The organism is Thauera sedimentorum, from assembly GCF_014489115.1.
Taxonomy (GTDB): Bacteria; Pseudomonadota; Gammaproteobacteria; order Burkholderiales; family Rhodocyclaceae; genus Pseudothauera; species Pseudothauera sedimentorum.
This window is the reverse complement of the sequence record NZ_JACTAH010000001.1, coordinates 1978596-2000642: the sequence shown is the minus strand read 5'-3', so window position 1 is coordinate 2000642 and position 22047 is coordinate 1978596. Positions and strand designations below refer to the sequence as shown.

At 69.9% G+C, this 22047-nt stretch carries 21 protein-coding genes; 7 read left to right on the top strand and 14 right to left on the bottom strand.

All coding sequences use genetic code 11. The features are described 5' to 3' along the window. Nucleotides 1–4 precede the first annotated feature (4 nt). Both IAI53_RS09140 and IAI53_RS09135 read left to right on the top strand, forming a co-directional pair. Nucleotides 5–1471 carry a Ni/Fe hydrogenase subunit alpha gene (locus IAI53_RS09140; protein WP_187717783.1) on the top strand — a complete coding sequence of 489 codons (1467 nt, stop codon included), beginning with the start codon at nucleotides 5–7 and terminating at the stop codon, nucleotides 1469–1471. Further along, entirely contained in the window at nucleotides 1468–1947 is a 480-nt protein-coding gene (locus IAI53_RS09135; RefSeq protein WP_187717782.1) for a hydrogenase maturation protease, read from the top strand. The genes IAI53_RS09140 and IAI53_RS09135 overlap by 4 nt, the downstream gene beginning before the upstream one ends. On the opposite strand, the gene IAI53_RS09130 is transcribed toward IAI53_RS09135, so the two are convergent. Together IAI53_RS09130 and IAI53_RS09125 are read right to left on the bottom strand one after the other, a co-directional pair. Next, nucleotides 1941–2795 carry an HDOD domain-containing protein gene (locus IAI53_RS09130; protein ID WP_187717781.1) on the bottom strand — a complete coding sequence of 285 codons (855 nt, stop codon included), beginning with the start codon at nucleotides 2793–2795 and terminating at the stop codon, nucleotides 1941–1943. The genes IAI53_RS09135 and IAI53_RS09130 overlap by 7 nt on opposite strands. 29 nt (nucleotides 2796–2824) lie before the next feature. Next, nucleotides 2825–3799: a cation diffusion facilitator family transporter gene (locus IAI53_RS09125; protein WP_187717780.1), complete on the bottom strand. Its 975-nt coding sequence runs from the start codon at nucleotides 3797–3799 to the stop codon at nucleotides 2825–2827. A 127-nt stretch (nucleotides 3800–3926) separates the two neighbouring features. Between IAI53_RS09125 and IAI53_RS09120 the strand changes: the two genes are divergently transcribed. After that, entirely contained in the window at nucleotides 3927–4802 is an 876-nt protein-coding gene (locus IAI53_RS09120) for an endonuclease/exonuclease/phosphatase family protein (RefSeq protein WP_222948191.1), read from the top strand. Between the two features lie 97 nt (nucleotides 4803–4899). Here IAI53_RS09120 and IAI53_RS09115 read toward each other — a convergent pair whose 3' ends face one another. The 4 genes from IAI53_RS09115 to IAI53_RS09100 all read right to left on the bottom strand — a co-directional run bounded on the left by IAI53_RS09115 (nucleotide 4900) and on the right by IAI53_RS09100 (nucleotide 8271). After that, entirely contained in the window at nucleotides 4900–5694 is a 795-nt protein-coding gene (locus IAI53_RS09115) for a DUF2189 domain-containing protein (protein ID WP_187717779.1), read from the bottom strand. A 158-nt stretch (nucleotides 5695–5852) separates the two neighbouring features. Continuing rightward, nucleotides 5853–6662, bottom strand: coding sequence for an alpha/beta fold hydrolase (locus IAI53_RS09110; RefSeq protein WP_187717778.1), 810 nt, complete (start codon nucleotides 6660–6662; stop codon nucleotides 5853–5855). A 5-nt stretch (nucleotides 6663–6667) separates the two neighbouring features. Beyond that, nucleotides 6668–7972, bottom strand: a complete 1305-nt coding sequence (locus tag IAI53_RS09105; RefSeq protein ID WP_187717777.1) for an O-acetylhomoserine aminocarboxypropyltransferase — start codon at nucleotides 7970–7972, stop codon at nucleotides 6668–6670. Between the two features lie 83 nt (nucleotides 7973–8055). Beyond that, nucleotides 8056–8271, bottom strand: a complete 216-nt coding sequence (locus IAI53_RS09100; RefSeq protein WP_187717776.1) for a YdcH family protein — start codon at nucleotides 8269–8271, stop codon at nucleotides 8056–8058. A 179-nt stretch (nucleotides 8272–8450) separates the two neighbouring features. Between IAI53_RS09100 and greB the strand changes: the two genes are divergently transcribed. Beyond that, nucleotides 8451–9005, top strand: coding sequence for a transcription elongation factor GreB (gene greB / locus IAI53_RS09095; RefSeq protein ID WP_187717775.1), 555 nt, complete (start codon nucleotides 8451–8453; stop codon nucleotides 9003–9005). Between the two features lie 19 nt (nucleotides 9006–9024). Here the strand turns inward: greB and IAI53_RS09090 are convergent, their stop codons facing one another. Continuing rightward, nucleotides 9025–9375, bottom strand: coding sequence for a TfoX/Sxy family protein (locus IAI53_RS09090; protein WP_187717774.1), 351 nt, complete (start codon nucleotides 9373–9375; stop codon nucleotides 9025–9027). 227 nt (nucleotides 9376–9602) lie between these two features. Here IAI53_RS09090 and IAI53_RS09085 point away from each other — a divergent pair, with 227 nt between their 5' ends. Then, the gene (locus tag IAI53_RS09085; protein ID WP_187717773.1) at nucleotides 9603–11237 is read left to right on the top strand and encodes a methyl-accepting chemotaxis protein; all 1635 of its coding nucleotides are present in this window, start codon (nucleotides 9603–9605) and stop codon (nucleotides 11235–11237) included. 125 nt (nucleotides 11238–11362) lie between these two features. Further along, a complete protein-coding gene (htpG, locus tag IAI53_RS09080; protein ID WP_187717772.1) occupies nucleotides 11363–13291 on the top strand; it encodes a molecular chaperone HtpG in 1929 nt (642 codons plus the stop codon). A gap of 93 nt (nucleotides 13292–13384) precedes the next feature. Here the strand turns inward: htpG and alr are convergent, their stop codons facing one another. The 4 genes from alr to IAI53_RS09060 form a co-directional block, all read right to left on the bottom strand. Beyond that, complete coding sequence (alr, locus tag IAI53_RS09075; protein ID WP_187717771.1) at nucleotides 13385–14497, bottom strand: alanine racemase; 1113 nt, start codon at nucleotides 14495–14497, stop codon at nucleotides 13385–13387. A gap of 74 nt (nucleotides 14498–14571) precedes the next feature. Then, nucleotides 14572–15954, bottom strand: coding sequence for an alanine/glycine:cation symporter family protein (locus IAI53_RS09070; RefSeq protein WP_187717770.1), 1383 nt, complete (start codon nucleotides 15952–15954; stop codon nucleotides 14572–14574). Nucleotides 15955–16004: 50 nt separating this feature from the next. Next, nucleotides 16005–16382: a Rid family detoxifying hydrolase gene (locus IAI53_RS09065; RefSeq protein ID WP_187717769.1), complete on the bottom strand. Its 378-nt coding sequence runs from the start codon at nucleotides 16380–16382 to the stop codon at nucleotides 16005–16007. Nucleotides 16383–16424: 42 nt separating this feature from the next. Then, nucleotides 16425–17678 (bottom strand): D-amino acid dehydrogenase, encoded by a 1254-nt coding sequence (locus IAI53_RS09060; protein ID WP_187717768.1) that lies wholly within the window; start codon nucleotides 17676–17678, stop codon nucleotides 16425–16427. Between the two features lie 269 nt (nucleotides 17679–17947). On the opposite strand from IAI53_RS09060, the gene IAI53_RS09055 reads away from it, so the two are divergent. Continuing rightward, complete coding sequence (locus tag IAI53_RS09055) at nucleotides 17948–19474, top strand: sigma 54-interacting transcriptional regulator (protein WP_187717767.1); 1527 nt, start codon at nucleotides 17948–17950, stop codon at nucleotides 19472–19474. Nucleotides 19475–19556: 82 nt separating this feature from the next. Here IAI53_RS09055 and IAI53_RS09050 read toward each other — a convergent pair whose 3' ends face one another. The 3 genes from IAI53_RS09050 to IAI53_RS09040 all read right to left on the bottom strand — a co-directional run bounded on the left by IAI53_RS09050 (nucleotide 19557) and on the right by IAI53_RS09040 (nucleotide 21923). Next, nucleotides 19557–19865: a hypothetical protein gene (locus IAI53_RS09050; RefSeq protein WP_187717766.1), complete on the bottom strand. Its 309-nt coding sequence runs from the start codon at nucleotides 19863–19865 to the stop codon at nucleotides 19557–19559. An 85-nt stretch (nucleotides 19866–19950) separates the two neighbouring features. After that, nucleotides 19951–21306, bottom strand: a complete 1356-nt coding sequence (locus IAI53_RS09045) for a nicotinate phosphoribosyltransferase (RefSeq protein ID WP_187717765.1) — start codon at nucleotides 21304–21306, stop codon at nucleotides 19951–19953. Further along, the gene (locus IAI53_RS09040) at nucleotides 21303–21923 is read right to left on the bottom strand and encodes a nicotinamidase (protein WP_187717764.1); all 621 of its coding nucleotides are present in this window, start codon (nucleotides 21921–21923) and stop codon (nucleotides 21303–21305) included. Before IAI53_RS09040 ends, IAI53_RS09045 begins: the two co-directional genes overlap by 4 nt. Nucleotides 21924–22047: the final 124 nt, after the last annotated feature.

Sequence of the window (22047 nt, the reverse complement as noted above, 5' to 3'; positions counted from 1 at the left end):
GATCATGGCATTCGAACTGGAAACCGCCGACGGGCGCGACAGCCTGCGCCGCGTGGCCATCGACCCGGTGTCGCGGGTGGAAGGCCACGGCAAGGTGACCCTGCTGATCGACGAGCACGATGAGGTGCGCGAAGCCCGCCTGCACATCGTCGAGTTCCGCGGCTTCGAGGTCTTCATCCAGGGCCGCCCGTACTGGGAGGTGCCGGTGATGGTGCAGCGCCTGTGCGGCATCTGCCCGGTGAGCCACCACCTGGCGGCGGCCAAGGCGCTGGATGTTGCCACCGGCGCCGCGCCGATCACCGCCAGCGCCGAGAAGCTGCGCCGGCTGATGCACTACGGGCAGATCCTGCAGTCGCACGCGCTGCACTTCTTCCATCTGTCCTCGCCGGATCTGCTGTTCGGCTTCGAGTCCGAGGTGGCGCGGCGCAACATCGTCGGCGTGGCGGCGGCGCACCCGGAGGTTGCCCGCCAGGGCGTGCTGCTGCGCAAGTTCGGCCAGGAGGTGATCCGCGCCACTGCCGGCAAGAAGATCCACGGCACCGGCGCGGTGTCCGGCGGCATGAACCGCCGCCTGTCCGCCGAGGACCACGCGCTGCTCAGCCGCGACATCCATCAGGTGATCGACTGGAGCCGCGCGGCGGTGGAGCTGGTCAAGCGCCTGCACCGCGCCGACCCGGCGCTGTACGACGTGTTCGGCAGCTTCGACTCCGCCTTCATGAGCCTGGTGCGCGCCGACGGCGCGATGGATCTCTACGACGGCGGGCTGCGCGTGCGCGACGCCGAAGGGCGCATCCTGCGCGACCACGTGCCCGACCAGGACTACCACCGGCTGATCTGCGAGGAGGTCAAACCGTGGAGCTACATGAAGTTTCCCTTCCTGCGCGAGCTCGGGCCCGAGACCGGCTGGTACCGGGTGGGGCCGCTCGCGCGGGTGCAGAACTGCGACTTCATCCCCACGCCCTTTGCAGAGGCCGAGCGGCGCGAATTCCTCGATCACGGGCAGGGGCACCCGGTGCATGCCACGCTGGCCTACCACTGGGCGCGCATGATCGAGATGCTGCACGCCGCCGAGGTGATCCGCGAGCTGCTCGACGACCCCGATCTGCGCAGCGGCGAGCTGCTCACCACCGGCACCAGCCGGCGCGAAGGGGTGGGCATCATCGAAGCGCCGCGCGGCACCCTGATCCACCACTACCGTATCGGCGAGGACGACCTGGTGACGATGTGCAACCTCATCGTCTCCACCACCCACAACAACCAGGCCATGAACACCGCGGTACGCGAGGTGGCGAAACGCTACCTGTCCGGGCGAACGCTCACCGAGGGCCTGCTCAACCATATCGAGGTGGCCATCCGCGCCTACGATCCCTGCCTGTCCTGCGCCACCCATGCGCTGGGACAGATGCCGCTGGTCGTCGAACTCGCCTCCACCGACGGTACGGTGCACCAGCGGGTGGTGCGCGAGCGGTGAGCGCGCCCGCACCCCGCACGGTGGTGTTCGCGGTCGGCAACCGGTCGCGCGGCGACGACGCCCTCGGGCCGCTGCTGGCCGAGCGGCTGGAAAACCTGGGGGCGCCCGGGGTGAGCGTGGTCTGCGACTACCAGCTGCAGGTCGAGCACGCGCTGGAGATGGCGGGCGCGGAACGCGTGCTCTTCGTCGACGCGGCGCGGGGGCTGGCGGCAGATGCCGAGCTGCGCGCGCTTGCGCCCGAGCCCGGCCGTGCGACCTTCTCGCACGCGCTGGCGCCCGCCGCCTTGCTGGCGGTCTATCGCCAGATCCATGACTGCCCGCCGCCGCCCGCATGGGTGCTGGCGGTGGCCGGCGAATCCTTTGCACTGGGAGAGGGGCTGTCGGCGCGCGCCGCGGCGTCTGCCGATCATGCCTGGGCCTTGCTGCAGCGACTGCTCGTCGACCCCGGAGACTGGGGGTCGCTGCCTGCTTACTGAACGCCGAGCTTGGGAAAGAACAGGGCCACGTAGGCCGCGAGGTTGAGCTCCGCCTCCTCGCGGATGCGTCCCAGGCTGGTGGGCGACATCGACAGTTGCTGCCACACCGGGGCCGCCACGCGCGCTGCGGCGGTATCGCTCGATTCGCCGCAGCGGTCGGCACGCACCAGTTGCGTGGCGACATGCACGATGGCCGCATCGAAGGCGCTGTCGCCGCCCAGGCGGGGATCGAGCTGGGCGCCGAGCACCTCGGCGAAGCAGGGCGGCAGCTTCCAGTGGTCCGCCAGCGCGGCGCCCACCTCGGCGTAATCGCAGCCGATCAGGCGGCGCTCGGCTTCGGCCAGCGGCTCGCCGCGGTCGGCCGCGAGCTGCGCCTCGAAGGCGAGGTCGGGAACCGTCTGGTACATGGCCAGATGACCGAGATCGGCCAGCAGGCCGACCACGAACAGGCGTTCGGCGCTGGGCAGGCCGCAGCCGCGCGCAATGGCGCGGGACGCCAGTGCGCACATCATGCTGCCGCGCCAGAAGCGGTTCATGTCCATGTGTTCCGCGCTGATGCCGGCGAACACCGAGCTGAGCGACATCGCCAGCACCAGGTCATGCACCTGTTGCAGGCCGAGGATCTGCACCGCACGGGCGACCGTGTCCACCTGGCCGCCGTAGCCGTAGAGCGCGCTGTTGACCACGCGCAGCAGGCGGGCGGTCAGCGCGGGGTCCGCGGCCACCAGACGCCCGACCTCGGTCACCGAACCGTCCGGGGAGTCCAGCTCGTCGCGGATGCGCTGGTAGACCGTGGGCAGGGAGGCGAGGGCGTCGAGCTGGGAAACGAGTTCCTGGGCGGAATGCATGAGGCGGGTCCGATGGGCGTTCGGCATGATTATCTGCGATCCTCGGAGCGGCGGGAATGATGCGGCGCAAAAACCATGGGCTCGTCGCGCGGCAACTCGGGCTGCAGGGTGATGTGATCGATGGCGAAGCGCGCGTGCAGCATGCGGCGCAGCGCGGCCAGCACCGCGGGCCATTCGGTGGCATGGGCAATCACCACATGGGCCGAGAGCGCCGGATGGCGCGAATCCAGGCTCCAGATGTGCAGGTCGTGCACCGAACGCACGCCTTCGGTGGCGGCCATCGCCTGCCCCACCCGCTGCAGCGACAGGCCCTCGGGGACGCCCTCGAGCAAGGTGTTGAACACCCGCCGCAGCAGGGCGAGCGTGGAGGCGAGGATCAGTCCGCCGATCAGCATGGTCAGCAGCGGGTCGATGGGGGTCCAGCCGGTGAACTGGATGATCAGGCCCGAGGCGAGCGCCGCCACCGAGCCGAGCGCGTCGCCCAGCACGTGCAGCAGCGCGCCGCGCGTGTTCAGGTCGCCTTCCCCGCGTGTCAGCAACCAGGCGACCAGCAGGTTGATCGCCAGGCCGCTCAGTGCCACTGCGGTGACGACTTCGCCGGCAACCTCGCGCGGCGCGCCCAGGCGCAGGATGGCTTGCCAGGTGAGCGTGCCGACCAGCGCCAGCATGAGCAGGCCGTTGGCCAGGGCCGCCAGTGCCTCCATGCGGTGCAGGCCGTAGGAGTGCCGGGGGCTGGCCGGGGCGCGGGCGAAGCGGGCGGCGAGGGTGGCCAGACCCAGGGCCAGCGCATCGGTGAGCATGTGGCCGGCGTCGCCGAGCAGGGCCAGCGAACCGGACCACCAGCCGGCGAAGGCCTCGACAGCGGCAAAGCCCAGGGTGATCGCCAGCGCCAGCGGCAGCCAGCGGCTGGCGGCGTGGTGATGGGCGTGATCGTGCCCGTGGCCGCCGTGATGGTGGTCGTGGGGCGTGTCGCTGACGGAGGAAGGGGTGTGCGGTGCGTGCATGGGCGGGATTTGCGCGGTGGCCGGTCGATTATGCCGTGTCGGCGGCGGGTGTGCCGCCTCGCACATGAAGCGCGCGCGAGCCTGATCCATAATCCAACGATCAGCATGGCAGCTTGGAGCCCGGGCGATGACGACGTCGGTGAAGGTGGTGAGCTGGAACATCCAGTGGGGGCGAGGCGCCGACGGGCGGGTCGATCTGCCGCGCACCGCGCAGGCGATCCGTGCGCTCGGCGGCACCCACGGGGTGGACGTGATCTGCCTGCAGGAGGTCGCGAGCAATTTCGGCGGCCTGCCGGGCGGGGCGCGCGAGGACGAACCCGCCTGGTTCGCCCAGGCCTTCCCCGGCTACGAGCCGGTGTTCGGCGCCGGCATCGACGCGCGCGACGGCGAGGGCGGACGATCGCGCTTCGGCAACCTCATCCTGTCGCGCCTGCCGGTGGACCAGGTCTTCCGGCATCTGCTGCCGCGCCCGCCCGACCCGGACCTGCCGTCGATGCAGCGGGTGTGCGTGGAGGCGGTGATTGCCGTGCCCTGGGGCTGGCTGCGGGTGATGACCACCCACCTGGAATACTATTCGCAGCGCCAGCGGCGCGCCCAGATGGAAACCCTGCGCGCGCTGCAGCGCGAGGCGGTGGCCAATGCCGCGGCCGGTGGCACGGCGCGCGAGGGCAACCCGGCCTTCGCGCCGCGTCCGCGGCCCGCATCGGCGGTGCTGTGTGGGGACTTCAACTGCGAACCGGACGGCGAGGAGTATGCCGCCCTGTGTCAGCCGCTGGGCGGCCTGGCGCCGGGCTGGCGCGACGCCTGGCGCATCCGCCATCCCGGCACGCTGCACGATGCGACGGTAGGGCTGCATGGCGCGGAATGGCCGGATCGTCCGTACTGCTGCGATTTCTTCTTCGTCTCTGCCGACATCGCCTCGCTGGTCAAGCGGGTGGAGGTCGATGCCGACACACCGGCGTCCGACCATCAGCCGGTGGTGCTCACGCTGGCCGTCGGTTGAAAGCAGGAGCGGCCTTGGCCGCGATGCGGCGGTGGTTTCCTCCAAGGATGCATCGCGGCCAAGGCCGCTCCTACTGGCGGTTCTTGCGGTGCTTGGTTCAGGCCGGTCCGGTGCCGGCCGGCGCCACCAGGTCGCGGTAGGCGTGCCAGGTGGCGTGGCCCACCACCGGCATCAGCACCACCAGGCCGACGTGGAAGGTGAGGAAGCCGAGGACGGTGCAGACGACGATGGTCAGCGCCCACAGGATCATGGTCCCGGGATTGCGTGCCAGCGCGCCGACGCTGGCCAGCATGGCGGTGATCGCGTCCTGGTCGCGGTCCAGCATCATCGGGATGGACACCACGCTGACCGCGAACACGATGGTGGCGAAGATCAGGCCGACGCCGAAATACACCATCAGGAATTCGAGGTTCTCCATTGCCAGGATCTGCGCCAGGAAACCCGACAGGTTGGGCATCTCGTTGGTGTAGAACAGCGCGAACACCACCAGTGAGGCGCGTGCCCAGACCAGGAACACCACCCCCAGCACGACCGCGAAGATGCCGATGTTGCCGGCGTTGCGCCGCCACACCGTGAGCGTCGGCGCCAGCGAGCAGCCTTCGTTGCGCTCGCGGCGACGGCTGATCTCGTACAGCCCCATGGCGAGGAAGGGGGCGAGCAGCAGGAAGCCGGAGGTCAGCGCCGAGGTGTACTCGTAGGCGTGCTCGAACACGAAGGTGATCAGCAGGCCCATGGCGGCGAAGCAGAAGCCGTAGAACAGGCTGGGAATCGGGCAGGACTTGAGGTCGCCCAGGCCGCGGGCCAGCCAGCGGAAGGGCGCGCCCGCGCCGACCTCGCGCACCGTGGGGAAGCCGAGGCCTTCGCTCAATTGAGCATCGTTCGTCTGCGACATGTCTCTCTCCTGTCGGGATGATCTGTTTTTTTGTCGGTGTCGCCGTACGACATCCGCTCGACAGGGGGTGGGGCAAGGGCAGTTTCTGGCCGCCCGGGGCGGGCGGCGCGGCCGCAGGAAGGACGCGGCCGCGACAAGGACTTGCTCCCGGTATTGGTCTAGTTGTTGGTGAGGAACCCCCGTATCGAATCGGTTACCGCATCCGGCGCTTCGGCCATCATCGCGTGGCCGGCGCCGGGTATCGTCATCATACGCGCACCGCCTGCCGCGTTGACAAGCGCTTCGCGTAGGGGTTTTACCGCACGCGGCGGGGTCATCTGGTCACGCTCGCCGCATACCAGCAGGGCGGGGCAGCGCACTGCGGCGGCGGCCTCCAGGCCGCGCGCATAGGCGTTGCAGGCGGCCAGGTCGGTGGCGAGCACGCCGGCGCCCTGGTGCTCCATCAGGCGGCTGTTCACGCCGGGCAGCCACAGGCCGGGCGAGGCGCTGGCGCCCAGGTGGCCGGCGGGGGTGTAGGACCACTGGTTGATCATCGCGTGCGCCTTAGGCCGGTTGCCGGCGGCGGCGTCGAGCAGCGGCTGGGCCACCGGCATCGGCGCGACGCTGCCGACCAGGACCAGCGCGGCGGCGCGTTCCGGGAAGCGGGCGGCGGTTTCCAGCGCCACCAGCGAGCCCATGCTGTGGCCGACCAGCGCGGCACGCACCACGCCGGCGGCATCGAGCAGGGCGGCGATCCAGTCGGCCAGCGCGTCGATCGAGGCCAGCGCTTCGCCGCCGGAGGCGCCGTGTCCCGGCAGGTCGGGGGCGAGCACGCCGAAGCCGTGGTGGGCCAGATGGCGCGCCTGGTGGTTCCATACGCTGTGGTCGTGGCCGGCGCCGTGGATCAGCACCACGGTGGGCAGTTCGCGGTCGAAGCTGCGGCCGCCGGTATAGACGCGGGTCGGGGTGTCGAGTACGTAGAGATCCATCCCGCTCACTCCTTCACCAGCTTGCCGCCGGCGTACAGGCCGCGGTCGAGATCGGCGATCAGGTCGCCGGCGTTCTCCAGCCCCACCGACAGGCGCACCGTGCCTTCGCCGATGCCGGCAGCGGCGAGGTCGGCCGCCGACATGCGGAAGTGGGTGGTGCTGGCCGGGTGGATCACCAGCGACTTGGCGTCGCCCACGTTGGCCAGGTGGGAGAACAGCTTGAGCGCCTCGATGAAGGCCCGGCCCGCGGCGCGTCCGCCCTTGAGCTCGAAGGACAGGATGGAGCCGCAGCCGGCCGGCAGCAGGCGGGTGGCCAGCTCGTGGTCCGGGTGGTTCGCCAGTCCGGGATAGGAGACCTTGTCGACCAGCGGGTGGGCGGCCAAGTGCTCGGCCACCGCGCGGGCGTTGTCGACATGGGCGCGCATGCGCAGCGGCAGCGTCTCCAGGCCCTGCAGCAGCTGGAAGGCGTTCATCGGCGACAGGCAGGCGCCGAAGTCGCGCAGGCCTTCGCGACGCGCGCGCAGCAGGAAGGCGGCAACCGGCGACTCCTCGGCGAAGTCCATGCCGTGGAAGCCGTCGTAGGGTTCGGTGAGGGTGGGGAAGAGGCCGGAGGCTTCCCAGTCGAAGCGCCCGCCGTCGACTAGCACGCCGCCCACCGCCACGCCGTGGCCGCCGAGGAACTTGGTGGCCGAGTGCATCACCAGGTCGGCGCCCAGTTCCAGCGGGCGCTGCAGGCAGGGGGTGACCAGGGTGGCGTCGACCAACAGCGGCACGCGGTGCTCGTGGGCGATCTGCGCCACGGTGGGGATGTCCAGCACGTCCAATCCGGGGTTGCCGAGCGATTCGCCGAAGAACAGCCGTGTCTCCGGGCGTACCGCGGCGCGCCAGGCGTCCGGGTCGCGCGGGTCGACGAAGGTGGTGTGGATGCCGAAGCGCGGCAGGGTGTAGCCGAGCAGGTTGTGCGAGCCGCCGTACAGCGAGCGCGAGGCGACGATGTGGCCGCCGGCGCCCATCAAGGTGGTGATCGCCAGGTGCAGCGCGGCCTGGCCGCTGGCCACCGCGATCGCGCCGATGCCTTCCTCCAGCGCGGCGACGCGCTCCTCCAGCACCGCGTTGGTGGGGTTGGAGATGCGCGAATAGACGTGGCCGGGGCGTTCGAGGTTGAACAGCTCGGCGGCGCGCTCGGTATCGGGGAAGACGTAGCTGGTGGTGAAGTGGATCGGCGTGGCGCGCGAACCGTGGGTCGGATCGGGGGACTGGCCTGCGTGCAGCGCAAGCGTCTCCCGCCCGTAAGGGCTGGATTGCGTCATCTATGGGTTTTCCCGGTTGTTGTAGTCGGTAGACGATCGACGGGACGCGCGCGGGCCGTGAGCGGGCGGCAGGGCTGGCCGGGTCAGGCCAGCTCGTCCGGTTCGAGCATGCGCTCGATCATCGTGATGCGGTCCTTGAGGGCGAGCTTGCGCTTCTTCAGGCGGCGCAGCAGCAGTTCGTCCTCGGCCGGCGTGTCGCCCAGGCGGGCGATCGCGTCGTCCAGATCGCGGTGCTCGGCGCGCAGGGCCTCCAGGCGTGCCTGCAGGCTGGTTGCATCTTCGAAGGCGCTGTCGTCCATGGAGGATCCGTTCCCGGCATGGCGCGCGGCGCGCCGTTGATCGTTCTGTCTCCGGCGACAATGGTATGCGCGCGCGCCCCGCATGACAATGGACCGCTGCGGCCAGGATGGCCGTGCGCGGCGCTTTCGGGTGGACTACCATTCCCTTCCCCCGAAACACTGTGCGATCGAGAGTCAGCGTGAACAAGGCATTCGTCAAGGAAGGCGACGGTCAGGACGACGACGAGGAGCTCGCCCCCGCCCTGCGTCTGCCGCCCGGCAGCAAGAACTACATGACGCGGCGCGGCCATCACGTGCTGCGCGAGGAGCTCGACCAGTTGGTGCGGGTCGAGCGGCCCAAGCTGGTGGAGACCATCGCCTGGGCGGCCGGCAACGGCGACCGTTCGGAAAACGGCGACTACATCTATGGCAAGAAGCGCCTGCGCGAGATCGACCGGCGCATCCGCTTCCTGATCAAGCGCCTGGAGAGCGCCACGGTGGTCAATCCGTCCGAGCAGGAGAACACCGACCAGGTCTTTTTCGGTGCCACGGTGACGATCTGCGAGGTGGACGGCGAGGACGAGCAGACCTGGCAGATCGTGGGTGTGGACGAGGCCGACGTCACCGCCGGGCGCATCAGCTGGATCTCGCCGCTGGCGCGCGCGCTGCTCAAGGCGCGCGAGGGCGAGGTGGTGCGTTTCATGAGTCCCGCCGGCATGCGGGAGATCGAAGTGCTGGAGATTGCCTACCGCTGAAGCGGTGCGCGGCGATGCCTCAGTGCCGGGCGTGAGCCTTGCCGGCGCTGCGCAGTGCGGCTGCGTGGGCGCTGCGGCACCAGCGCAGCAATTCCTCGGGGGCGTCCAGGGTTTCTTCCGGAGCAAGGTGGTAGCCGAGCGCGACCTCGCGCCCGCCGCGCCGATAGGTGAAGGCGGGCAGGCCGCGTGCGAGGAAGTCCCCGCGCGCGCTGCCGTCGGTCTTCAGCCAGAGCCTGCCGTCGGCCACGATGGCGAACATCAGGCCGTCGAGGAACAGCCCGGCGCCGCCGAAGATGCGCCTGCACTGGATGGCGCCCAACTGGGCAAGCGAGTCCGTGAGATAGATGAGCAACTCGGCGCTGACGGTCATGGGACATCCGGCGATATGACGTTGGCGCGAGTATTCGCGCATTTCGCGGTGGGGGCAAGGGCGACGGGCGGATGTGCGGGAAGTATCTGAAAACCACTTTTCTATAATGGATAATCGCCGCCGCAGCTAAAGTTCCACCCCGGCGAGCCGTTCTAGCAGACGGGGAAACAAGCATCCCGCGACGCAACTGCAATCGGTCGCGGGACATCAATCAAGCAGAGGAAGTCATGTCGCTCAAGTCAATGTCGGTCATGAACCGGCTCGTGCTGGTGCTGGTCATCGCCCTGGCCGGGACCTTGCTGCTCTCGGCGGTGGCCTTGCAGCAGTACCGCGGACGGATGCTGGAGGACTACCAGCGCGCGGTACGCAGCCTGGTGGACGTGGCGCACGGCGTCGTCGCGCATCATCACGAGCTGGAGCGCTCCGGCGCGCTGAGCCGGGCCGATGCGCAGGCGGCAGCGATCGCCGCGCTGCGTGCCTTGCGCTACGACGGGGTGGAGTACTTCTGGATCAACGACAGCGGGCCGGTGATCGTCATGCACCCGATCAAGCCCGAGCTGGAAGGCAAGAACCTGGGGCAGAGCCAGGACCCCAACGGCAAGTACCTGTTCCGCGAGTTCGCCCGCGTGGCCAATGCCGAGGGCGCCGGCTTCGTCGACTACATGTGGCCCAAGCCCGGTTCGGAAGCGCCGCAGCCCAAGCTGTCCTACGTGAAGATGTTCAAGCCCTGGGACTGGATCGTCGGTTCGGGCATCTATGTGGACGACATCGGCCATGCCTTCATGGGGCATTTGTACCAGTTTGCCGCGGTGGTGGCCGGCCTGATGGCGGTGCTGGTGTTCGTGGCCTGGCGCGTGGTGCGCAGCGTCACCTCGCAACTGGGCGGCGAGCCGGCCTATGCCACCGAGGTGATGCGCAGCGTGGCCGCCGGCGACCTGACGGTGGATGTGCGGGTCAGCGGTGGCGACCGCGACAGCCTGCTCGGCGCGCTCGCGCAGATGGTTACCCGCCTGCGCAAGATGGTGGGCGACATCGGCAACGACGCCGAGCGGGTGGCCGGTTTCTCGCACGAACTGTCCGGCGTGTCCCGCTCGGTGGCCGAGGCGGCGCACAACCAGTCGGATGCGGCGTCCTCGATTGCCGCGGCGGTCGAGCAGATGACCGTGAGCGTCACCCACATCTCCGACAGCGCGCGCGAGACCGAAACCAACTCCGAGCGGGCTGCGACCCTGGCCAGGCAGGGCGAGGCCCGTGCCGACGAGGCGGTGGCGGAGATGGGTGCCATGGCCGGCACCGTCGACCAGGCCGCCGAGAAGATCCAGCAGCTGGTCGAGCGTGCCAACGAGATCGGTTCGATCGCCAACGTGATCAAGGAGATCGCCGCGCAGACCAATCTGCTGGCGCTCAACGCCGCCATCGAGGCGGCGCGTGCCGGCGAGCAGGGCCGCGGCTTCGCGGTGGTGGCAGACGAGGTGCGCAAGCTGGCCGAGCGCACCTCGGCCGCCACCGAGGAGATCGGCGGCATGATCGGCGCCATCCAGGGCGACACCGCCAGCGCGGTGGAGGTCATGGGGCGGGTCGCCGGGCAGGTCAAGGGCGGGGTGGACCTGGTGCAGGGCGCGGCCGGCTCGCTGCGCGAGATCCGCGAAGGCACGCAGGTGGCGCTCGGGCGCATCCGCGAGGTGGCCGATGCCACCAAGGAGCAGAGTTCGGTGTCCACTTCCATCGCCCAGCAGGTCGAGCAGATCGCCCAGATGGTCGAAGGCACCAGCAGCTCGATGCGCTCCGCGGTGTCGGCGGTGGAGGAACTGGAGAAGCTGTCAGCCGACCTTCACGAGCTGGTCGGCCGCTTCCGCTACTGAGCACGTCCGCCCGAGCGCCGCCGTCCGTTTGCCGGGCGGCGGCGCTCGGCGTTTACGGGGCTTGAAACTCCGCCCGGGCGCCCCCACATGTGGCGCGTTCATCCAGTCAACACGGAGTTTCATCGATGTCCGAGACCGCGACCGCCCAGACCCTGAACTTCCAGGCCGAGGTGAAGCAGCTGCTTCACCTGATGATCCACTCGCTGTACTCCAACCGCGAGATCTTCCTGCGCGAACTGATCTCCAACGCCTCGGATGCCTGCGACAAGCTGCGCTTCGAGGCGCTGGACAAGGCGGAGCTCTTCGAGGGCGACGGCGAGCTGAAGATCCGCATCGACTTCGACAAGGACGCGCGCACGCTCACCATCACCGACAACGGCATCGGCATGAGCCGCGACGAGGTGGTGACCAACCTCGGTACCATCGCCAAGTCCGGCACCAAGGAATTCTTCGGCAAGCTCACCGGCGACCAGCAGAAGGACGCCCACCTGATCGGCCAGTTCGGCGTCGGCTTCTACTCCGCCTTCATCGTTGCCGACAAGGTCACCGTGCATACCCGCCGCGCCGGCCTGGCCGCGTCCGAGGGCGTGCGCTGGGAGTGCGCGATGAGCGGCGACACCGCTGGCGAATACAGCATCGAGCCGGTCGAGCGCGCCGAGCGCGGCACCCGCATCACCCTGCACCTGCGCGAGGACCAGGACGACCTGCTGTCCACCTGGAAGCTCAAGAGCCTGGTCAGCAAGTATTCCGACCACATCGTCCAGCCCATCCAGATGAAGAAGGAGGAGTGGGACGAGGAGAAGAAGGAGCAGGTGGTCCGCGACGAGTACGAAACCGTCAACCAGGCCAGCGCGCTGTGGGCCAAGCCCAAGAACGAGATCTCCGACGACGACTACAAGGCCTTCTACAAGCACGTCGGCCACGACTACGACGAACCGCTGGCGTGGACCCACTCGCGCGTCGAGGGCCGCCAGGAATACACCCAGCTGCTCTACGTGCCGGCCCACGCGCCCTTCGACCTGTGGGACCGCAACGCCCGCCACGGCGTGAAGCTCTACGTCAAGCGCGTGTTCATCATGGACGACGCCGAGAAGCTGATGCCGACCTATCTGCGCTTCGTGCGCGGGGTGGTGGACTCCAACAACCTGCCGCTCAACGTTTCGCGCGAAATCCTGCAGGAATCCAAGGACATCGACGCCATCCGCCAGGGCTGCACCAAGAAGGTGCTGTCCCTGCTCGAAAGCCTCGCCACCAGCGAGGACGAGGCCGAGCGCGCCAAGTACGCCACCTTCTGGAAGGAGTTCGGCAAGGTGCTCAAGGAAGGCGTGGGCGAGGACTTCGCCAACAAGGACAAGATCGCCGGCCTGCTGCGCTTTGCCTCCACCAAGGCCGATACGCCGGACGAGGTGGTGTCGCTGGCCGACTACATCGGCCGCATGAAGGAAGGCCAGGACAAGATCTACTACGTCACCGCGGAGACCTTCAACGCCGCCAAGAACAGCCCCCACCTGGAAGTGTTCCGCAAGAAGGGCATCGAAGTGCTGCTGCTCTCCGACCGCGTGGACGAGTGGGTGACCGGCAACCTCACCGAGTTCGACGGCAAGCCGCTGGTCTCGGTGGCCAAGGGCGGCCTGGACCTGGGCGCGCTGGAGGACGAGGCCGAGAAGCAGGAAGCCGAGAAGGCCGCCGACGAGTACAAGGAGCTGCTCGACAAGATGAAGGCCAGCCTCGGCGAACGCGTCAAGGACGTCAAGGTCACCCTGCGCCTGACCGATTCGCCCGCCTGCCTGGTGGCCGACGAGCACGACCTGGGCATGAACCTGGCGCGCATCCTCAAGGCCGCCGGGCAGAACGCTCCGGCTTCCAAGCCCATCCTGGAGATCAACCCCAGCCACCCGGCGGTGCTGCGCCTGAAGTACGAGGAGAAGAACTTCGACGACTGGGCCGCGGTGCTGTTCGACCAGGCCCTGCTGGCCGAAGGCGGCACGCTGGACGACCCGGCGACCTTCGTGAAGCGGGTCAACCAGCTGATGCTGGCGATGAGCGGGAACTGAGCCTAAGCCTCAGCGCCCGAAGCGAGGAATGGCCGCGGCGTGTCCGCGGCCATTTTTTGTTTCCGGGCCAGTGGAGCTTCGCGCGGGCTGGCTTCAGCCCCCGATGTACGAGCGCGCGTAGCGCGTGCCCAGGCTGGTGAGGATCTCGTAGCCGATGGTGCCGGCGCGGGCGGCGAGCTCGTCCACCCCGCATTCCGGGCCGATGACGTCGAGCAGTGCGCCTTCGTGGATCGCCTCCTCGCCGAGGGCGCTGGCGTCCACCAGGATGGTGTCCATCGACACCTTGCCGACCAGCGGCAGCTTCACGGTGTTGAGGCACACGTAAGCCCGGTTGCTCGCACTGCGCAGGAAACCGTCGGCGTAGCCCACCGCGACGGTGGCGATGCGCGAGCGCCGCTGCGCGGTCCAGCTGTGACCGTAGCCCACCGGGGTGCCCGGCTCGATCGTCCGGGTCTGGACGACCTTGCCCTGCAGGCGGACCACCGGGCGCAGCGGGTTCGGCTGTCCGGCCACCGGCGCGACGCCGTAGAGCGCGGCGCCCGGGCGCACCAGGTCGAAATGGTAGTCGGCGCCAAGGAAGATGCCCGAGGAGTTGGCCAGGCTCGCCGGTGTCTGCGGCAGGCGTTCGAGCGCAGCGCGGAAGCGCTGCAGCTGCTGCGCGTTGACCGGGTTGGCCGGCTCCTCGGCGCTCGCCAGATGGCTCATCACGCAGCGCAGGTCCACGCCGCGCAGGGCGTCGGGATCGGCGCACAGCGCGTCGAGCTCCTGCGGCGCGAGGCCGAGCCGGGCCATGCCGGTATCGACCTGGAGCACGGCAGGCAGTGGTCGGTCCAGCGCTTGGGCGAGTGCCCGCCAGGCGGCGAGCTGGGGCAGGCTGTTGAGCACCGGGATGATGCCCTGGGCGGCGAACTCGGCTTCGCTGCCGGGCAGCGGGCCGTGCAGCACGTAGCGGGTGGCGTCCGCCGCGAGGGCGGGGCCCAGCGCGAGCGCCTCGTCCAGGTGGGCGACGAAGAAGTGGCGGCAGCCGGCGCGGTAGAGCGCGGGCGCGACCCGCGCTGCGCCCAGCCCGTAGGCGTCGGCCTTGACGACCGCGGCGCACTCTGCGCCGCCGAGGCGGGCCTTGAGCAGGCGCCAGTTGTCGCAGATGGCCGCAAGGTCGATGGTGAGAAGGGCGCCGGCGTGATCCGGCTGGCGGTCGTGCGTCATCGGTGGTCTGTGCAGGTCGAGTGATTCGGGCAAGGGGCCCCGCGCGGCGCGCGAGGCCCCTTGCGAGGCTCGCGTCAGCCGCGGCTGCGCGCGGCCGCCACGTTGGCAGGCATCGCCTTGGCGGCGAAATACTCCCGGGTGAGTTTGGCGACCACCGGCGAGAGCAGCAGCAGGGACACCAGGTTGGGGATCGCCATCAGCGCGTTGAGCGTATCGGCCACCAGCCACACGAAGTCGAGGTGGGTGAGCGCGCCGACCAGCACGAAGGCGGTCCACAACAGGCGGTAGGGCTTCAGGATGCGCGCGCCGAACAGGTACTCCCAGCACTTCTCGCCGTAGTAGGCCCAGCCGAGGATGGTGGTGTAGGCGAACACCGCAAGGGCGACGGCGAGGAACTGCGCGCCACCGGCCGGCAGGCCCGCGGCGAAGGCGCTGGAGGAGAGCGCCGCGCCGGTCACCCCGGAGTTCCATACCCCGGTCACGATCAGCACCAGGCCGGTCATCGTGCACACCAGGATGGTGTCGATGAAGGTGCCCATCATGCCGATCAGGCCGGACTCGACCGCATTGGCCGACTTGCCGGCCGCCTGGGCGATGCCCGCGGTGCCCAGGCCGGCTTCGTTGGAGAAGATGCCGCGCGCGACGCCGTAGCGGATCGCCATCATCACCGCCGCGCCGGCAAAGCCGCCGGTGGCCGCGGCCGGGCTGAAGGCGTAGTCGAAGACCAGCGCGAAGGCCGCGGGAATGTGCCCGGCGTTGAGCAGGAGCACCGTCAGCGAGACCGCGATGTAGGCGACACACATGAAGGGCACCAGCTTCTCGGCCACCGCGCCGATGCGCTTGATGCCGCCCAGCAGCACGAAGCCGGTGAGCACGGTCATGACGATGCCCGACACCCAGTGGTCCACGCCGAAGTTGGCGTTCATCACCTCGGCGACGCTGTTGGCCTGCACCATGTTGCCGATGCCGAAGCCGGCCAGCCCGCCGAACAGCGCGAACGCCAGGCCCAGCCAGTGCCAATGGCGGCCCAGCCCGTTCTTGATCGCGTACATCGGCCCGCCGATGAACTCACCGTTCTCGTCCTTCTCGCGGTAGTGCACCGCGAGCACCACCTCGACGTACTTGGTGGCCATGCCGACCAGCGCGGTCATCCACATCCAGAACAGCGCGCCCGGCCCGCCCAGTGCGATCGCGGTGGCCACGCCGGCGATGTTGCCGGTGCCGACGGTGGCGGCGAGCGCGGTCATCAGCGCGGCATAGGGGCTGATCTCGCCCTGGGCGCCGGCGCCCGGGTGGCGGCCGCGCCACACCATGGCGAAGCCGGTGCCGATCCTGAAGATCGGCATCAGCTTGAGGCGCAGCTGCAGGAACAGGCCGGTGCCGAGGATCAGCACCAGCATCGGCGGCCCCCACACGAGGTCGTTGATCGCGGTCACCAGCTGGGTGAGTGCTTCCATGAGTTGTCTCCGTTATTGTGGTGATCAGGGCTTGCGCACAAGCCGGGTGGTCAGCGAATGAGGCGGGCGACGGCGGCGATCTCGACGCGGGCGCCGGTGGGCAGGGCCGCCACCTGCACGGTGGAGCGGGCCGGGCGGTGTCCGCCGAAGCGGCGCGCGAACACCTCGTTCATCTGCGCGAACTCGCCGAGATCGGTCATGTAGACGTTCACCGAGACCACCTGCGCGAGCGCGGCGCCGCCGGCGGCGAGCACCGCCTCGAGGTTGTCGAAGACCTGCTCGGTCTGCGTGGCGATGTCGCCGGCAACTTTCTCGCCGGCGGCGGTGAGCGGGATCTGGCCCGAGGTGTGGAGCCAGCCCTCGCTGGCGATGGCCTGGGAATAGGGGCCGATTGCCTGGGGCGCGCGGTCGGTCGAAACGATCTGCATGTACTTCCTCCTTTGGTGATTCGTTCGAGGTGGGGTCGGGGGTCAGGCGTAGCGGGCGACGGCGAGGTCGTCCACGTCGATGTCGGGCTTGCGGCCGCTCAGCAGGTCGGCCATGACGCGGCCGGTGCCGGCCGCCATGGTCCAGCCCAGGGTGCCGTGGCCGGTGCTCAGATAGAGGTTGGGGTAGCGGGTGGCGCCCACGATGGGCGTGCCGTCGGGGGTCATCGGGCGCAGGCCGGTCCAGAACTCTGCGCGCGCGACGTCGCCGCCCTGGGGGAAGAGGTCCTTGACCACGAACTCCAGGGTGCCGCGGCGCTTCGCATCGAGCTGCAGGTCGAAGCCGGACAGCTGCGCGGTGCCGCCCACCCGGATGCGGTCGCCCAGGCGGGTGACCGCCACCTTGTGGGTCTCGTCCATGATGGTCGACTCGGGCGCCTTGGCGGCGTCGGTGATCGGCACCGTGATCGAGAAGCCCTTCACCGGGTACACCGGGATGTCGATGCCGAGCGGGGCGAGGAGTCTGGTCGAGTAGCTGCCCAGCGCCACCACGTAGCGGTCGGCGGTGAGCATGCCGGCGTCGGTGCGCACGCCGGCAATGTGGCCGTTGGCGCGCTCGAGGCCCTGGATGTTCACCCCGAAGCGGAACTCCACCCCCAGCGCTTCGGCCAGCCCGGCGATGTTCTGCGTGAACTTGTAGCAGTCGCCGGTCTCGTCGCCCGGCAGGCGCAGGCCACCGACGAACTTCTCCTTCACCAGCGCGAGCGCCGGTTCGTGCTCGACGTAGCCCGCGCGGTCGAGCACCTGGTAGGGCACGCCGTACTCCTTGAGGATCTCGATGTCCTTGGCCACGCCGTCGAGTTGCTGCTGGGTGCGGAAGAGCTGCAGCGTGCCCAGGCTGCGCTCGTCGTAGCGGATGCCGGTCTCGGCGCGCAGCGCCTTCAGGCAGTCGCGGCTGTACTCGGCCAGCCGCACCATGCGGCTCTTGTTCAGCCGGTAGCGACGCGTGGTGCAGTTGCGCAGCATGGCTGCGCCCCAGCGCCACATCGCGGGGTCGAGCATGGGCTTGATCACCAGCGGGCTGTGCTGCATCAGCAGCCACTTGATGGCCTTGAGCGGCACACCCGGCCCCGCCCACGGCGCCGAATAGCCCGGCGAGACCTCGCCCGCGTTGGCGTAGCTGGTCTCGAGTCCGACGCCGGGCTGGCGGTCGACGACGGTGACCTGGTGGCCGGCGCGCGCCATGTAGTAGGCCATGGTGGTACCGATCACCCCGCTGCCGAGGATGAGGACGTGCATGCTGCGTCTCCTGCTTGCCGTGTTGTGGTGCGCCGTACCGGCGGCGCGCTCCGCGGCCTATCGCAATGGGCATGCCAGGAATTGGTTGTCCATGTAAAACAGTCCCTTAGGGCGCAATGCGGGGCGTCGTGCGCGCAATGCCGTAGCGAAATCGTTACAGCACGGCGCCGCCGCGGCGCCGGGGTGGCGGAAAACCCGGGGATGACGCGGGGTTCCGGCTCGGTGTATTGTTTTCGTTACGTTGTAACGAATCGAATACATCCCGAGAAATGCGCATCGACGTGCTCTTCGCCGACCGGGTCGGCATTGCCCAGGAGGTCCTCGCGGCGGTGGCGCGCCGTTCGCTCAACGTCACCGCGGTCGAGGTCGACCCGCCGCACATCTACATCGAGGCCCCGGCGCTGGACCAGGCGGGCCTGCGCGACCTGCGCGCGCAACTCGGCCGGATCGCGGGCATGCGCTCGGTGGAGGTGGTGGACTTCCTGCCGGGCGCGCGCCGCCGCCTGTATCTCGAGGCGCTGATGGCTTCCCAGCCCGATCCGGTGCTGGCGGTGGATGCGGGCGGCGTGGTGGTGGTTGCCAACAGCGCCGCGGTGAGCGCCAGCGGCATGGCGGAGGAGAACTTGCGCGGCACCTCGGTACAGGCGCTGTTCGGCGACCCGGGCCTGCTCGCGGCGCTCGTCGACTGCGGCTTCCAGTTGCCGGTGCGCGAGATCGAGCTCGAGGGCGAGCCCTACATGCTGGAGACCGTGCCGCTGCACGACCCGGACGGCCGCGTGGCGGGCGCCTTCCTCACGCTGCACGCGCCCAGCCGCATGGGCGAGCGGCTCTCCGCGCTGCGCAACTACGAGCCGGGCAGCTTCGAGACCATCGTCGGCCACTCGGCCGAGATCGAGCAGCTCAAGCAGCGCGCGGCGCGCATGGCGCTGGTGGATGCGCCGCTGCTGATCACCGGCGAGACCGGCACCGGCAAGGAGCTGCTGGCGCATGCCTGCCATGCCGGCAGCCGGCGCGCCGCTGAGCCCTTCTTCGCGCTCAACTGCGCGGCGCTACCGGAGAACCTTGCCGAGAGCGAACTGTTCGGCTATTCCCCGGGCGCCTTCACCGGTGCGCTGCGCGGCGGCAAGCCCGGCCTGCTGGAGCTCGCCGAGGGCGGCACGGTGTTCCTCGACGAGGTGGGCGAGCTCTCGCCCTACCTGCAGGCCAAGCTGCTGCGCTTTCTCAACGACGGCAGCTTCCGCCGGGTGGGCGGCGACCGCGAGCTGAAGGCCAATGTGCGCATCGTCAGCGCCACCCACCGCGACCTGGAGGCGATGGTGGCGGCGGGCGACTTCCGCCAGGACCTGCTCTTCCGCCTCAACGTGCTGCAGCTCCACATGCCGCCGCTGCGCGAGCGCCCGGGCGACATCCTGCCGCTCGCCGAGCTATTCCTCGAGCGCGCCTGCGCCCAGACCGCGCGCGGCCCGATGCGCTTGTCGGCGGCGGCGCGTGCAGCGCTGCTGGACAATCCCTGGGTGGGCAACGTGCGCGAACTGCAGAACGTGATCTTCCGCGCGGTGACCATGTCCGAGCGCAAGGTGATCAACGCCGGGGAACTGGAACTCGCGCGCGCGGCCGGCCCGGCGGCGCAGGACGGGCGCGAGGTGGCGAGCCTCGACGAGGCGGTGGCCGAGTTCGAGAAGAGCCTGCTGCAGCGGCTCTACAAGGACTTCCCCTCCAGCCGCCGGCTGGCCAGGCGGCTGGGTACCTCGCACTCCGCAATCGCCACCCGGCTGCGGCGCTACGGCATCGGGTGAACCGTGCATGCGTGCGCCGGCAGGCTGCGTTGCGGCGGCCTGATTGCGCGGTGGCTTCGGTGGCAGGTTCTGGTGGCGGGTTTCAGCGGATCTCGGCAATGAAACGCTGGCGGGCGGATTCCAGCGCGCTGCGTCCGTCCTCGCCGGCAAGCGTCAGGGCGGTCTGGTGATAGGTCTCGAAGGCGGCGAGCACTTTCGCCGCGTCGAGCGGTCCGCTCTCGGGAGCCGCCAGCGGCGGGGGTGCCTCGCCGGGGACCGGCTGCAGGACGGCATGCTTGGGCACGAACACCGAGCCGCCGGAGTCGGCCGAGGCGGTCATCGGCCCGGCTTTGGTGTAGGCGACGCCCTTCCACAGGAAGCGGGCGCCGATGGGGAGGTGGTCGATCTTCATGGTGCGTGGCGCTGGGTCATGTCCGGGGCGACAGTTTAGGGCTTATCCGCGCGATCCGCTGCGCCGCGCCGGGCGGCGCGGCCGCTCAATGGCGGCCGCGGTCGAGTTCTTCCGCCAGGGCCTGCAGTGCCGGCGAGATGCGTACCGGCCAGTGCAGCCCCGGGTCGGCGCCGTCGGCAGCGCGCAGCGCCGCGGGCAGGCGGTCGAGTTCGGCTGCGGCATGCTGGCGCAGCGCGGCCAGGGCTTCGGGGGGCGCGAGCCGGCGCCCGCCGTCCATCGCCACTTGCAGCAGCGCGCGGGCGTCGCCGGGCGGGGGCGCCTCCTCGCGCAGGGCGACCAGATCGCCTGCCACGCCGCCGCCGGGTGTGTGCAGCCGCCATACCTGCTTGGCGCCGGGCCAGGTGGCCTTGCCTTCCGAGCGCTTGCGGCGCGGCCGGCCGTCGTAGGCCTGCAGCTTGTAGACCATGTCGAGGAAGGGGGCGTCCACCGAGGTGCTGAGATGGGTGCCGACGCCGAAGCCGTCGATCGGCGCGCCGCTGGCGAGCAGGCGGGCGATCTGCCATTCGTCGAGATTGCCGCTGGCAAAGATGTGCACCTCGCGCAGTCCGCCTTCGTCGAGGATGCGGCGCACTGCGCGGGCGTGCGCGTCCAGGTCGCCACTGTCCAGGCGCACCGCGGCAATGCGGATGCCGCGCGCGTGCAGCGCGGGTGCCAGCGCCACCACGCGGCGCGCGCCCTCTTCGGTGTCGTAGGTGTCGATCAGCAGGGTGACGTTGCCCGGCTGCGAGGCGGCGAAGCGCGCGAAGGCATCGCTCTCGTGCTCATGGGCTTCGATGTAGGAGTGCGCCATGGTGCCGAACAGGGGGATGCCGAAGCGCTGTCCGGCGAGCACCGTGGCGGTGCCGTCGAAGCCGGCCAGGTAGGCGGCGCGCGCAGCCAGCAGGCCGGCCTCCGCCCCGTGGGCGCGGCGCAGGCCGAAGTCCACCAGCAGCCGGGAGGGTGCCGCGAAGCGGCAGCGCGCGGCCTTGGTGGCGACCATGGTGGCGTAGTTGACCAGGTTGATCAGCCGGCTCTCGACGAACTGCGCCTGGGCGATCGGCGCCTCCACCCGCAGCACCGGCTCGTTGGCAAAGAACACGCTGCCTTCGCGCATGGCCGAGACCGTGCCGGTGAAGCGGAAGTCGGCCAGCCAGTCCACGAAATCGGCGCGGAAGCGTCCGCTCTCGCGCAGCCAGTCGAGTTCCGCCGGCTCGAAGCGCAGGCCCTCCAGGTAGTCCAGCGCCTGCTCGATGCCGGCGAGCAGCAGGAAGCCGCGGCCGGGGGGCAGCCTGCGCACGAACAGTTCGAACACCGCCCGCCCGCGCAGCCCTTCGTCGTAGTAGGCCTGCAGCATGGTGAGCTGGTAGAGGTCGGTCAGCAGTGCCTCGTCCCCGCTCTTCATGCCTGCTCTCCGGCGATGGCCTGCAGTGTGGCGGGGCGGGCGCCGCGGACGATCATGGCCTCGAGCGCGCGCCGACCGTCGCCGGGCTCGACCTCCACCGCGCGCACCGCATCGGTGAGCAGCACGGCCTCGAAGCCGAGGGCCAGTGCGTCCAGCACGGTTTCGCGAACGCAGTAGTCGGTGGCCAGCCCGCCGACGAACACCCGCCGGCAGCCGCGGTGGCGCAGCCAGCCGGCCAGGTCGGTGCCCTGGAAGGCCGAGTAGGCGTCGGCCTCCGCGCCGGTCGCCTTGGAGACGATGTATGCGTCCGGCGGCACATTCAGCCCGGGGGCGAAGGATGCGCCGGTGGTTTCGGCGATGCAGTGCGGGGGCCAGGGGCCGCCGCGCTCCGCGAAGGACACATGGTTGGCCGGATGCCAGTCCCGGCTGAACACGCGCGGCAGGCGTGCCGCGGAGAACAGGTCGATGTAGCGGTTGAGCACGGGCACCACGGCGTTGCCGTCGGCCACCGCGAGCGCGCCGCCGGGCAGGAAGTCGCGCTGCAGGTCCACCACCAGCAGGGCGTCGCCGGCGGCCGGATGCAGGCTGCTGGACGGGGTTTCGGCATCGGACTGCATGCTCGGGTTCTCCTCGGTTTGAACTGCCGGCCGGCACTGCCTAGATTGAAGCGACGCGGCAAACATCGCTGTGCCCTGATTCACCTTAGCCGCCGCAGCTGCGCTGCGGAAGGCGGAGCGGGCG